11 protein-coding genes are annotated in these 12,792 nt (G+C 54.8%); 1 reads left to right on the forward strand and 10 read right to left on the reverse strand.

What is annotated here, in order from left to right; genetic code table 11:
- From AC2FNE_RS07140 to AC2FNE_RS07150, 3 genes are all read right to left on the reverse strand, one after another.
- Nucleotides 1-483 (reverse strand): nuclear transport factor 2 family protein (locus tag AC2FNE_RS07140; protein ID WP_496805045.1); only part of this gene is annotated, 483 nt, incomplete at its 3' end.
- 370 nt (nt 484-853) lie between these two features.
- Entirely contained in the window at nt 854-2,116 is a 1,263-nt protein-coding gene (locus tag AC2FNE_RS07145) for a carbohydrate porin (protein WP_496805046.1), read from the reverse strand.
- A gap of 2 nt (nt 2,117-2,118) precedes the next feature.
- Nucleotides 2,119-3,519: a metal-dependent hydrolase family protein gene (locus AC2FNE_RS07150; protein ID WP_496805047.1), complete on the reverse strand. Its 1,401-nt coding sequence runs from the start codon at nt 3,517-3,519 to the stop codon at nt 2,119-2,121.
- Between the two features lie 139 nt (nt 3,520-3,658).
- On the opposite strand from AC2FNE_RS07150, the gene AC2FNE_RS07155 reads away from it, so the two are divergent.
- Entirely contained in the window at nt 3,659-4,624 is a 966-nt protein-coding gene (locus tag AC2FNE_RS07155) for a helix-turn-helix transcriptional regulator (RefSeq protein WP_496805048.1), read from the forward strand.
- 268 nt (nt 4,625-4,892) lie between these two features.
- On the opposite strand, the gene AC2FNE_RS07160 is transcribed toward AC2FNE_RS07155, so the two are convergent.
- The 7 genes from AC2FNE_RS07160 to nanR all read right to left on the reverse strand — a co-directional run bounded on the left by AC2FNE_RS07160 (nt 4,893) and on the right by nanR (nt 12,685).
- On the reverse strand, nt 4,893-5,729 hold the full coding sequence (locus AC2FNE_RS07160) for a phosphogluconate dehydrogenase C-terminal domain-containing protein (RefSeq protein WP_496805049.1): 837 nt from the start codon (nt 5,727-5,729) through the stop codon (nt 4,893-4,895).
- A gap of 31 nt (nt 5,730-5,760) precedes the next feature.
- Nucleotides 5,761-7,107: a four-carbon acid sugar kinase family protein gene (locus tag AC2FNE_RS07165; protein ID WP_496805050.1), complete on the reverse strand. Its 1,347-nt coding sequence runs from the start codon at nt 7,105-7,107 to the stop codon at nt 5,761-5,763.
- 3 nt (nt 7,108-7,110) lie between these two features.
- Nucleotides 7,111-8,364, reverse strand: a complete 1,254-nt coding sequence (locus tag AC2FNE_RS07170) for a ribulose-bisphosphate carboxylase large subunit family protein (RefSeq protein WP_496805051.1) — start codon at nt 8,362-8,364, stop codon at nt 7,111-7,113.
- Nucleotides 8,361-9,941, reverse strand: a complete 1,581-nt coding sequence (locus tag AC2FNE_RS07175; RefSeq protein WP_496805052.1) for a TRAP transporter large permease — start codon at nt 9,939-9,941, stop codon at nt 8,361-8,363. Before AC2FNE_RS07175 ends, AC2FNE_RS07170 begins: the two co-directional genes overlap by 4 nt.
- On the reverse strand, nt 9,942-10,586 hold the full coding sequence (locus tag AC2FNE_RS07180) for a TRAP transporter small permease subunit (RefSeq protein ID WP_496805053.1): 645 nt from the start codon (nt 10,584-10,586) through the stop codon (nt 9,942-9,944). It lies immediately after the preceding gene.
- Between the two features lie 95 nt (nt 10,587-10,681).
- Complete coding sequence (locus tag AC2FNE_RS07185; RefSeq protein WP_496805054.1) at nt 10,682-11,701, reverse strand: TRAP transporter substrate-binding protein; 1,020 nt, start codon at nt 11,699-11,701, stop codon at nt 10,682-10,684.
- Between the two features lie 249 nt (nt 11,702-11,950).
- Nucleotides 11,951-12,685 (reverse strand): transcriptional regulator NanR, encoded by a 735-nt coding sequence (gene nanR, locus AC2FNE_RS07190; RefSeq protein WP_496805055.1) that lies wholly within the window; start codon nt 12,683-12,685, stop codon nt 11,951-11,953.
- Between the last annotated feature and the right edge of the window lie 107 nt (nt 12,686-12,792).

A 12,792-nucleotide genomic window follows, 5' to 3' on the forward strand; every position in this document is an offset into this window, starting at 1 on the left:
AGCAAGTCCCTCGGTTTGGCCTAACGACATGCTCTCACGCGCGGCCTCGGCCAGTTGAGACATTGACGTCTGCTCCATCCCCATGATGACTTGATTGGGCGTTGGCACAGAGCCGTGTCGACTGACGATTTTCCAGCTCCCTTGCTCCAGCGCGAACACAAGGGTATCGCGAAATTCGAACGGTTTTTCGGACCTGCCCACTAAAGTGACCTTATTAATGAGGGTGGCCCATCCGATGTCGCCTGCTTCAAAGGCTTCCGCGAAAAGCTCCTCCATATGCAGAATATCAGGCTTATCTTGAAAATACGCGACAACCGCGTCTCTTACTTCCTGTCCGCACCAATTCTCGCCACTCGCCGATCCTAGAAAGCGAAGGTACTCGCTGTTGGACAGAAAATTGGGCAAAGCTATCTGATCACCATGGCTGGTGACCATCGCCCAGCGGCGCGATACAGCAAGCAGTTCTGAAGAAGGCTTGATCACAAGTTTTTTCCAAGCGGCATCAGTTTGCTATCCCTGTTGCCGCGGCTCAGCAAATGGCTCTTACTTAATGAATACCGGAATTGCCTTGCAACTCAAAGGGCAACTTTGTCCGCATGTGAGACATCCGAAACCGGTGCAACGAATGACCGGTTCAAAACTGCCCAATTTGGCGGCGTTAAATGACCGCTTTCGGGGAATCGCGCTGCATTGCCGCGACAACCTCCGGAAATAGGCGTCGCGTGGAGGCCGATTTCGCGGCAGTGGCGACCGGCAGAGAAGTCCGCATGCCGGTCGTTCACAGAATTTTACGGAACGACCGCACCGAGCCCAAAGCGGCCCCGCTGGAAATGCAGGAACTGAGCCGTTTCCGTTAAAGATTTATCCGGACGCGCAGCCCGATGATCCAAGGATCATCGTCGCTAAAGCCGGGATTGTTGATGTGCTGTAGGTCACCTGTGATGGCTATGTTGTCGGACACGTCGAAGCGATAAAATGCCTCCACTGTCGTTTGGGTGTCCAACGCGTTGTCGCTACGATCGGCAACTGTGATACCAAAGCCAAAGAGGTCGTCATAAAACCCGGGTCGCCATAGAACCCCTGCATTAACAGCGCGGTTGGCGATGGGTGCCGTGCCGTCAGACCAGCCCAATCGTCCGAAGACCATCAGTTCATTCTCAAAGGTGTGGTTGGCCGACAGCATCGCGCCTTTTGCTGAGGGAACGCCTGCATCGGTGCGCTCATCGACGTGAAACACACCAAGATGCACGTTGGTTAGGTATCGCTTGGAGGGCTCAGGCGTCCATCCGATTTCGCCGTAGGTGAAGAATTCAGAGCCGCCCGGGAACCAGTCAATATCGGTTAACGATCCGTTGGCGTCGCTGACAAGACCAAGCGCATAAACCTGATCGGTCAGAAAGCCGCCTCCCGCGATACCGAACCCAGGATCAGGAATTGGAAGAACTGGGCTGAACAGGATCGAGTAGTTCGAAAACGTTGTACGCGGATTCACATAGCCGAGAATGTCGCTGTAGTCGCCGGGATCGATCCGACCGGCAACAAAGCCTGCGCGTCCACCGGCCAAAGCCTGCGCCCAATAGGCAACGGAGAGCGTGGTGTCCGTATCTGAGAAGGTAACACCGGTCGCGCCGACGTACCCTATTTCGCTTGCAAGCCCTGACGGCGCAATCGATTGCCCAAGGCGGTGACGGTTCTCCAAGATAAACACCAAACTGCCGGTGTTGTCCCCGCCACGGTTCAGGAGGTCCCAGTTGCCCAAAATGCGGAATTGGCCTGACGCGGCTTCGTCGGTGCCGTTCAAGCTGTCGGATGATTTCTGATAAAGAGCCTGATAGTCAAAGCTGAGGTTCAACCCTGTGCGCTTCCTGAGGCGTTCTCGCGCCGCCTCAATGGGATCAAACCATCGGTCCAATACTGGCGAGCGACTGTCTTCCAATCGCCTGAGCCGATCTTCTTCGAGCTGCGCCGGAGCAGAGCCCGGCCCACCGATAGAAGCCTGCGCAGTGGCTTCCAATCTTTCTCTCGGCGAACCGGCTGCTTCCTGTGCTTGTGCCTCCGAAGCAAGCGAAAGCCCAAGCACAGAAGCACTCAGAACCGACAAAATCCTGCGCCTCAACCTTAGTTCTCCAAAGTGTTTTTGTAGATGATACCGTCTTTCATGATCACTCGAATAGTTTCGATACCTTCGCCGCGCGGTTCTGCATCGAACCATTTCTCATTACCGCCAATGACTGTGATGTCCTCAAGCGGGTTTCCGTCAACGATGAGGATGTCCGCGTAGGCGCCTTCTTCGATGACACCAAATTTGCCGGGGTATGGGTTCCGCCGGTTGGTGATCTGAGCCAGTTCACCCGCCGTCGAAGTGGCCGACACAAGCATGGCATGATTCCCGAACAGGCTGGCGAAGTAGTATTTCTCAAAGTCGCGGTGTGCACGGGCTGCCTGCTTTGACAGCAACACGGAATCTACGTTGTGCACGATCTTGGGTTTGTACTTTTTGACGTACTCAACGAGGTTTTTCGACTCCTCGAAGAAGTAATCGACCTTTTCCCGCACTGGCCCCGACGCATAGTTTGGAACCTTCAGCAAGTCAGGTGTGAGGCCCGCGGTATTCAGAGCCCAATACGTTCCCAGCTCAGCCATGCGTTTCACAGTTTCTTCCTGCGCCATTTGACCGTGTTCGATGCCTTTTACCCCCGCATCTAGGGCTGCATTAATTGACCTGTCGGTATAGGCGTGAACCGTAACGTAGGTATCGAAAAACTCAGCTGCTTCGACCGCAGCTTCGAGTTCTTCTTGTGTGTAAGCGTGTGACCAGAGTGGGTCCAAAACAGACGACACCCCTCCACCGGCGAATAGCTTGATCTGGGTCGCGCCGTTTGAAAGGTTTTCGCGCACAGCTTCGCGGACCTCGTCGGGATTGTTCGCAAGTGTTATGACGCCCTTCTTCTCTAAAGAAGTTTCTGGCGCACCCAAGTAACGACCTGAAGGCGCTCTCCAGTCGCCATGACCCGATGTTGGCGAGATGCAGGCCCCCGATGCATAGAACCGCGGACCAATTATGTCCCCGCGATCGATGGCATGCCGGACAGCGTCCGAACTTCCGCACGCGTCACGGACGGTCGTGTAACCATCCATCAAAAAATCGCGCGCGTTTGCTGTAATCATCAAACCAATCTCATCCCAACGCGCACTCTGCCCATCGTTCAAAGTCGTCATCGTATTCACGAGGTTGAAGTGCACATGGTTCTCGACCAGCCCCGGCATCAGGGTGCGGCCATCGCCATCGATGACAACGGCATCGGGTGCATCAATCGCGTCTGAAGAGATTTCTTTGATGATGTTGCCTTCGACAAGAACGCTCGCATTCTCGATCCGCTCTTCATTTATGCCGTCAAAGATATGGACGTTGGTAAAGAGCGTCAAAGGCGCATCAGGCGTCGCACCTTGCTGAGCGTGGCCGGCGACTGCCGCAAATGAAATTGCAACGGTCGCTAGTAAATTTCTTAAAATTTTCATGTGCACACCTCGTCCGTTTGGAAAATTTTGCATATAAAAAAAGACTATCACTCGGTGTTGCTATGAGAAGTTGGGATTTAACGACAGGGCACGCGGCACGGTGGAGCAGCAGCGAAGCCGATTTTGCGGAGAGCACATAATGCCAAAGCCCTTGCCAGTGGCATCTTTGCCGTTTTTGGCGTCCATCGCCGCACCGCTCCAAACCGCCGGATCGCCGGTCACGCGCCATCTGGAGGCGTGCGGCTTGCCCGGGGGCGTTTTGGACGTGCGCGACGGCCTCGTCTCGGAACTGGCGTTATGGGATTTTGAAGAATGTGCCGCGCGAAAGGAAGGGTTCGAACACTTAGGGTATGTCGCGTCCACGGATTTGATCGAAGCGGGTACCTTGTACGGGCACCGGCTACCTGTTGCCCGAACCGTTGGCGAGTTGCTTTGTGAGTTCGCGAAATGGATTACGTCGCATTCGAACTATGCCGCGCACTCAGTGCAGTTCACCGCATCTGGCGCCTGGTACAACTTCGACAATCGTCGACTTACAATATCGCTCCCGTGGCAGGTCGAGCAGTACATCATCGGAATGATTACGGCTCTTGTTCGGACAGCCTCACCAGACTGGAAGCCCGCTCGTTTGCGGTTAACGAATCCGAAGCCTTGGCATCAGGTTCCGAAAGACTGGGAGAACGCCAAAACGGATTGGGGTGCGGGGTTGACCGGCGTGTTTCTAAGCAACGATACCATGTCCACTCCCGTCGTATTACCATTGCATGGAGATGCTATCGTTTCTCCGGACGCGTGCGCTTCCGATGCATTCGAACATGTGCTGAAGTCCCATGTTCTTGGAGGTAATGCTTCTCTGGATGCCGTGGCGCATTCTTTCAGGATGTCCCCGCGCACGCTTCAACGGCTACTCGCTGCGAAGGGCGGCCGCTTTCGCAGTCTGAAATCCGTGGTTTCGATGGGGATCGCACGCGACTTGCTCTACAACCATAACGCAACAGTAAAGGAAGTATCGTACCGCTTGGGTTATTCTTCTGTTGCCGATTTCTCAAAGGCCTACAAACGCCATTATGGCGTCAGCCCAAGCTTGGATCGTATAAGCGGATAACTTCAAGTTTACTCGTTCGGTTGAAACGCGTTGCGTCGAATTTGCGAAAACTGGGTCATGCCCGAAAGGGCGGCTTTGTCCGCATCTCGGTCATTCCAATAATTTTCGCCACCTTCTGCAATTGAGAGAAGCAGCCATTCGCGACTTGAGTTTCAAAAATTTCGGCGTGAAAGTCAGCTACGGGACGCATTCTCTTCGACGCACCAACCCTATGCCTCTGGCCACGCCACCGACGCGAGTATCTAATCAATACATTGTCGTACTTCGATTAGGCACAGATAGATTTCACCGATGCCTTCACGGCCTCGTCAGAAAATACGTTCTCCATCCAACCCTCTTTAAAGATTACGGGTTCGGCCTCTTCGATCGCCTTCATACAGCCGTCAGAGAGTTTGCCCCCCGGCTGAACACCAAATGCGACGGCTAAAAGGATTGTCAGATGCCCCAGCAGGAAATCCTCTGCGGCCTGATAGGGAATGCCGCGCCGCGCGGCTTCGTCAGTTGCGTCCTTCAGGACCTTGGCGAAAGTCGCTCCAATGGATTCTGAGAGCGCCGGCTCTAGCATCGCCATCTGCTCCACAGTGACCCGATGAGACCGCATCACCGGTCCGTAGAATACGCGTGCGATTTCCTCGCATTTGGCATAGTGCTCTTCCGGACCTTGAGCCAAAGCGCAAACGATATGTTGCTTCGCAGCAATTCCGCCGAAGTAATCTTTTTTTGCGTCTGGATCAGTTTCGTCGTTGAAAAGCGGCGGATGGCAGGGATGCGCGACGAAGTAAGTCACGTCATCGCGTTCAGGCAAAGTATCCGCATGCGGAGCCGCCGCATCCAGCATGATTACGGAAGTCCCCGGATTAAGATCATCGATGAACCCGGACAACACCTTACCGATCAGGCGATCTGGCACTGCGAGAATGACAGTATCTGCTGCACTCAACGCCTGGCCCTGGTCAACACAGGTCAGACCCGTTTCCGCCTCAAGCCGGGCCTGGCCTTCGGGATTCACCTCGACAGGCAGCAAGTCATATGGAGCGTTCTTGAGATTAGACGCCAGACGCACGCCCATTTTCCCACCTGCGCCGAAGAGAGCTATACTTGTCATTCTTGAGATCCTTTCATAAGCGGGTACGGCCTCAGGCATCCCCGGTTTTTGTTTTAATGAAGAAATCGGGAGCGCCCATCTGCCCGCCTTTTAATGTGACTTCGAGCCCATCAATTTTTGGCGAGTTGCTGGCATGCAGCCTGCAAAGTGGCGCCCCGGCTGCCAAGGGTGCAATGGCGGATAGTGCATCAGCATTCAGTTCTGTCAGCACTTGGCCGGAGGTGTCGCCGCCGCCAACCGCAATACGTTGAAGACCGGTCGTGCTTCGTACATTGGCGACAAGGTTTCCCAGCGCTCGCCCCAGACTTGCATTTGTGCATTCAGGGCTAGAATTTTGGTGCTCTATTACCTGGCGCATACGGTGAACCGCAGGATCATCCGGGCCGCGAGCCGTGGTGACAATGACGTCCCGGCCTTCGGAGAGCAGCGCTAGGACCGAGACGCGCGCACGATCAATTTCGGCATTTAGCATCCTGTCGTCGACCGCACTTGAGGCGTCAAAATCAAGAATCTTAAAGCCATAAGCCTCAGCTTGCACAATTTGATCGGCGGTCGTGGGCGAACATGAGCCGGAGACGGCGAAGAGTTGTTCGACAGCAGCAAGCTTCGGCACCTGAACTTTCCGTGGGATCAAGCCAACGGCCCGCCAATGCGCAACAAGTGCGTATTCAACACCTTGCGAGCCGATGGCAAATCCGGTGCCGCCCTGATCAATCAATCGACCGGTGATTTCTAAGGTCGCCTCATCCATTGCGTCCAAGGAGATGATTGCAGCGCCGGCTCTAATTGCGCTTTCCACTCCCGCCTCGGCCCTTCCAGCGGTCATCGCAACGTAGTCGACGCAGCCAGTCTTGAGTGATGTCTGACGGGACAGATGCCTACCCAGATCAGCTTCATCCATCGGGGTGACTGGATGACGTGACATGACTGGGTGGCGATCCAAGCGGTGAATTGCCCCGCCCGTGTCCGCAAAGAGATTTCCGAACACCTGGTAGCGGCCAATTGCAGGGGCACCGACCACAAGGGGGATCCAGCCAGGGGCAAAAACGTCTTGGCCGACCTCAGCCGCGACCCCAATTGAGCCAGTGTCTGGCGCGCTGTCGAAGGTCGAACAGACTTTGTAGTGCACCAACGGTGCTCCAAGTTTCTGCAAGCCTTTGAAGATTGGTGGGAGGTGTTCCCTCAGCCATTTGTCGGACTTGGTTCGCGCAATTCCGGCAACGCCGATAGCTTTGAGGTTAGGATATCTCTGCAGCACCTCTTCGCTAGGCAAATCGAGAAACATCATCGTTTCAATACCGGCAAAGCTGAGCACCTCCATCACGGCAGAAGAGCCTGTGAAGTCATCGCCGTAGAAGGAGATCATCGGAGCCGTCATCGATCAAAACGCCTCCAGCGCGGTTGCAAGGGCGGGATGATCCTTGGCATGGACTTCAGCGGCGATCCCTGAACAAGCCGCGTCATAGGCGGCAAGCATCGCTTCGACGCCGGCGGCGACACCGTCCGGATGAGCGACGATCCCACCGCCGGCAGTGACAATAAAATCAGGTGAGCCAACCGCCGCCAACGTGGCAGCGGCCTGATGAACAGTCTGGCCTGAGGAGAATACCGGGACAGCGCACATCGGTTTCGCTTCAAAAAGCGGCTTAGAAACAGATCGGGCCGAGGCTACAACACTCTCGTTGCTTTCAGAGAATTTGTTGTCGATCCCATTTACATGCATGTGGTCGGCTCCAGCCAAACGCCAGAGTTTGGACCAGGCAGGATAGTCCCAGCCAAGGGATGGTGCTCGGGTCAAGGCGCCCCAGCCACAGCGATGCGCGTGGATCGGCAATTCTGTATGGCGACCAAGGGCAATCATGCCCGACATACCCACTGCTGTTAAACTAGCCATGACACAGGTGCCGCCTTCGGCCAGAACCAGATCGTGACGGCGGCGCATCTCGTCAATTTCGCCTGTCAGGTTAAAGGCCATCATCACTTTCTTGCCGGTCTTGTCCGCCGCTGCATTGATAGCCGCCATGACCGACCGAACACGATCATCAAAGGGGCAAGCAGGACCATCAGCCTGCAGTTCATCGTCCTTTATGAAATCGATGCCACTTTCGCAGAGCTCGGAGACCAGGGCGCCAGTGTCTTCTGCGTTCAAGCCAACGCTCGGTTTGATGATCGTCCCGATGATTGGCCGGCCTTCGACACCCGATAAACGGCGGGTACCTTCCACGCCAAACTTCGGACCTGGATACACTTCGGCAAAGGCCTTTGGCAGACGTACATCCATGAGCCGCAAGCCTGAGAACGGTTTGAGTTCGAAAAGATTGCCCGCGATGGTCGCGATCAGGTTGGGCAAAGATGGACCAAGGTTCTCAATTGGCCAAGACAGCGTCACCAAAGCCGATTGGCGGGCACCCCCTTCTGGGCTGGCTGATCCCGGGAGAGATGGCGCCTGAACGGCCTCTAGCGTCTCAAGCTTTTCGACGCATGCGGCAGCACGTGCCTTCAGTTCCGGTGTCTCTCCCGGAACAGGACGAAACGTGCCCGATGATTGCTCGCCCGCCATGATTTCGGCGGCCTGCTCCACGGGAAAGGCCGTTTCAATCAGATAGTCAGCTTCGATACGCACCGGGTCTGTCATAGGAACAACGTGGTAATTTGCGGGACGAAGAGGATCAGCGCCAGCACCAGCAACTGAATGCCGATGAAGGGCAGGAAACTGCGGAAGATCTGCGGCAGGGTAATGTGAGGGGGTGCAACGGATTTAAGGTAGAAGGCCGCTCCTCCGAAAGGGGGCGACAGAAAGCTCACCTGCATATTCACGCAAAAGAGCACGCCGAACCAAACCTGTACCGCCAACTGGCTGTCGAGACCGCCGAAAAGGCCCAGTTCGTCGCGCGGCAGCTTCAGGACGATGGGCAGGAAAACCGGCATCACTAGCAAGACAATCCCGGTCCAATCCATAAAAGCGCCCATGAAAAGGAAAACCAGCATCATGATCAACAGAACACTGAGAGTGGAGATATCCATGCCGACAATCAGGTTCGCCACGTAGGTCGGACCACCGGCCAATGTGTACGCACCTGCCAACGCAGTTGCGCCGATGGTGACCCACATAATTGTACCTGTGGATTTGAACGTCCGCATCGAAGCTTCTTGCAGCAATCGCCAAGAAAACTCTCCGCGCAAGATGATCAAAAGCAGAACAGCGACCGACCCAATACCTGCGGCCTCAGTAATGCCCGTAACCCCACCGTAGATTGATCCCAGCACAACAAATACGATTAGGAGCGGGGCAACCATACCTTTGCCATTGCTCCACGCTGCTCTGATGGTTTGAAGACCGATTCCGAAGACCAGCAAACCCCACAAGCCCGCAGCCACGGCAGCAGACTTGAGCAAATAGCTCGTGCTGACATAGTTCGTTTCTTCGTCAACAAGGCCAGCACCGTTTAGGTAAAGTCCGCGCAGAACCATAATCGCTGCCCCTGTGCCGATCACCATGAGGATCAACGCTAGGCCTTGAACGCGTTTCTCCGAACCGTTCAGATCGCCTTCTCTCGGTTTCGGAAGCGGCGCCAGCTCCGGCTGCAAGTTTGTGCGGATCAGGATGTAGGCGATATAGCAGCCCGCGAGGATGAACCCCGGAACGAAGGCCGCCTGAAAAAGAGCGTGAATCGAGGTATCGGTAATCAATCCGTAAAAGATAAGAACAATGGATGGGGGGATCATGGTCCCCAAACTTCCACTCGCGCAGATCGTCCCGATGGCAAGGTTCTGATCGTAGCCCAGGCGCAACATTTGAGGCAGTGCGATTAGGCCTAAAAGAACCACTTCGCCGCCGATGATGCCTGACATGGCAGCCATGACTACAGCCATCAGTGCGGTCACAACGGCAATGCCGCCACGGGTACGGTTCATCCATTTTTCGAGCGTATCGTACATGTCGCGCGCAATGCCCGAACGCTCCAAAAGATTAGCCATGAATATGAAGAGCGGCACTGACACTAATACATAACTTGTTGTAATGCCGTAGATTCGTTGCCCCAATAGGTTCAAGGGACCGGCACCGAAATTACCAAACAGCAAGTCTGGACCGAATTTCATTACCATCACAACAACGGCCAGAAAACCCGATGCAAAACCCAACGGCATCCCGATAGCCAGCAAGACCAGCATGCCGGCCAAAACGACGAGAGAAATCGTTCCGATATCCATCTAAAAGGTCTCCCGCCGACTTGTTTTGTCTTGATCCTCCCCAGCGGAAACGTCCGCATGATCCTCGGCCCCTCCAAGAGGACGTGCATCCAGATGGTCTTCACTCAGGTCATTAAGAAGATCGTCAATGTCTTCAACAAATTGCCGTTCGCCTTGATCCCTGTTCCAGTCATAGATGAGATTTGAGATCGCCTGGAGTGCCAGAAGCGCCATCGTCAAAAGGATCAAAGGCTTGATGGTCGCGGGGATTGGTGGATTAAATTTCGTGCCAAACCGCTCCCAGCTCAAAAGCTTCTCAAGCGCTTCGTCAAAACTCCCCCAAATCAACGCAAAAGCAAAAACGCAAATACAAATCGTCGATATGACATCGAAGGTGCGGCGCAGCCAAAGCGGGGCCAAATCGTAAAGAATGAAAATCCGGATATGGCTTCGCTGTTGCATCGAGTAGAGCCCGGCAAACATGTAGACGGCGCCGGCGACCCAAAGAGATGTTTCGTTCACCCATAGAGTGGGGCGTTCGAACACGTAGCGCAGAACCACTTCCAGCAAGATAATCGCTACAATAAAGGCGGGAAGCCACATCGTGACCCGGCTGATCAACCAGATGAGTCTGTCGAGTGGACCTGTTCTTTCATGTTCAACCAAGCTGTGCCCTCCCAATTGGCCAGACTAAGGCCAACTCCGCTTTCAGAAGGCATTGGCGAGCCAACTCGCCAATGCCGTTCGTGCGTTAGCGAAGATTACTTAACGAGGCCGATGCGGCGCAGGAACGCTTCGTGGCTTTGCACCATCTTTGTCGCTTCCGGTGATTTAGCGCCCCACTCCTGCCACGCGCCTTGAGCGGCCGCACGGAATGCTGCGCGATCCTCCGCGGACCAGTCGTAGATCGTCACGCCCATCTCGGGCATCTTTGCAAGCGCCTCGCCATTTAAGACCAAAGTCGAGATCATCAGATCAAGTGCAACGTTTTTGTAGGCTACCTCGATTATGCGGCGTTGCTGATCGGTCAAAGACTCCCAAACATCAGTCCGGCAAGCCAATTGGTCAGAAGACATAGAGTGAAAGCCAGGGAAGGTGGTGTGCTTGGCGACATCGTAAACGCCGATGTTGAGGTTTGTGGCGAGTGTCGAAGCGTCGGCACCGTCAATGATGCCTGACTCAAGCGCCGTAATTACTTCCGTAAAGTCCATCACAATCGGCGACGCACCAAGCGACGCAAAGATGTCAGACTCCATGCCCGGAGGAGAACGGAATTTGAAGTCTTTCAGATCTTCGATGCCGCGCAACGGGCTTGTCGAGTTCAGGGATTCCTGACCTCCGACATGCGCGCCAACGAATGTCATGCCATGTGCCGCATAAAGTTCGTTGATCGCTTCGCGACCGCCGCCCTGCTCGACCCATGCCTGATACTGAAGTGGGGTATCATAACCGCCCATCGTGTCGGCCACAAACTGGAAGGCGGCGTTCTTACCGGTTTGGTAAGAACCGTTGGTCATATCGCAATCAAGAATGCCGTTCTTGGCTGCATCAAACGTTTCGGCAGAAGGTACGACAGACGAAGAATAGAACATCTCAATCTGAAGATCGCCGCCCGACATCATCGCGACATCTTCCACAAACTTTTGGATCGCAACGCCATATGGTGACGTCTGGCTTTGGTGGTTCTGTATGCGCAATGTGGTCTGCGCGGACGCCGCCGTTGCTATGAGCGCAGTTGCTGCGACACCTGCAAAGAGGGTCTTGGTTACGGTTTTGAGCATCTTGGTCCTCCCTTTCGCTCTGTATGACTGGGCCCGATTGATATGCTCCAATCCCTTAACCCGGTTGTCCGGACCCGCGTTTTAGCCGCCGCTCATAACGGCCGACTGTACAACTGGTATGATCAGTATATCATCATTTAATTATGTCAAGCCACTAAAACGCACTCGCCGGGTTGGCGAGTCCCGCAGTGTCGTGACAGGAAGATTAGTGAAAACGGCGCCCCTTCGGGTACCGATTGAAGCGAGCGCTTAGCCGGAGTTTGTATAAAGCGGGTCAGAGCGATCCAAATGCTCTCGCATCAGCGCAGCAGCTTTATCCGCATCGCCGGCCTCGATATGGTCAACAATTTTGTCGTGCTCTAGGAGAGTGGTGTTTTCACGCCCAGACCAATGTAAGAGCGGTTTGTAATACTCGAAAAGCCAAGTCAGCATTGCTTGCGTCACAGCCTGCAAAAGAGGATTGCGAGACGTATAGGCGATGGCCGTGTGAAACTCGATATCGGTTTGTATGAACCCTTTTGGGCTCTTCAGTTGAGCCCTCTGCTTTGCAACAAGGTCGCGTAAATGCTCAACATCCTTGGCAGTCCTGCAATCTGCCGCTACGCGCACAGTTCCGGCCTCCAAGATCTTCCTAACCTGCTTGAGGTGTTCGAGATTGGAAGGTTCTGCTGACAGTAGCAGCTTCGCGACATCATCAATTTGGTCAAAAGCAATGTCTGCACTGAGTGCGTTAACGCGACTGCGCTCGCCGTGAGAAATGGTTATCACGCCTTTACTCGCAAGCGCCTGCAAAGCCTCGCGTACGGCGGGACGCCCGACCGCGAAGCTTTCCATCAATTTTCGTTCGGACGGGATTGTGTCGCCAGGCTTTAACTCGCCGGAGACAATCATTTCCCACAGTCGCTCATAGACTTGGTCCGACAGTTTCTGCCGAGTGATAGGCTCGACGTCGAACCGTTTAGCCGCTGAGTTAGTATCTGCCATAGGTGTGTCTCGCAACAGTTTGAGACCACGGTACACACGACGCACTGGTATGACAAGGTGACATGACTGCTGCGATAGGCGGCTCGGCTTCCGCCCCGCCGCAGCCC

This window comes from Ruegeria sp. YKSD179 (assembly GCF_059612885.1).

Coding starts and splice junctions, on each gene's coding strand:
- AC2FNE_RS07150 (WP_496805047.1), bottom strand. CDS start 3,519: ATGAAAATTTTAAGAAATTTACTAGCGACCGTTGCAATTTCATTTGCG.
- AC2FNE_RS07155 (WP_496805048.1), top strand. CDS start 3,659: ATGCCAAAGCCCTTGCCAGTGGCATCTTTGCCGTTTTTGGCGTCCATC.
- AC2FNE_RS07160 (WP_496805049.1), bottom strand. CDS start 5,729: ATGACAAGTATAGCTCTCTTCGGCGCAGGTGGGAAAATGGGCGTGCGT.
- AC2FNE_RS07165 (WP_496805050.1), bottom strand. CDS start 7,107: ATGACGGCTCCGATGATCTCCTTCTACGGCGATGACTTCACAGGCTCT.
- AC2FNE_RS07170 (WP_496805051.1), bottom strand. CDS start 8,364: ATGACAGACCCGGTGCGTATCGAAGCTGACTATCTGATTGAAACGGCC.
- AC2FNE_RS07175 (WP_496805052.1), bottom strand. CDS start 9,941: ATGGATATCGGAACGATTTCTCTCGTCGTTTTGGCCGGCATGCTGGTC.
- AC2FNE_RS07185 (WP_496805054.1), bottom strand. CDS start 11,701: ATGCTCAAAACCGTAACCAAGACCCTCTTTGCAGGTGTCGCAGCAACT.
- nanR (WP_496805055.1), bottom strand. CDS start 12,685: ATGGCAGATACTAACTCAGCGGCTAAACGGTTCGACGTCGAGCCTATC.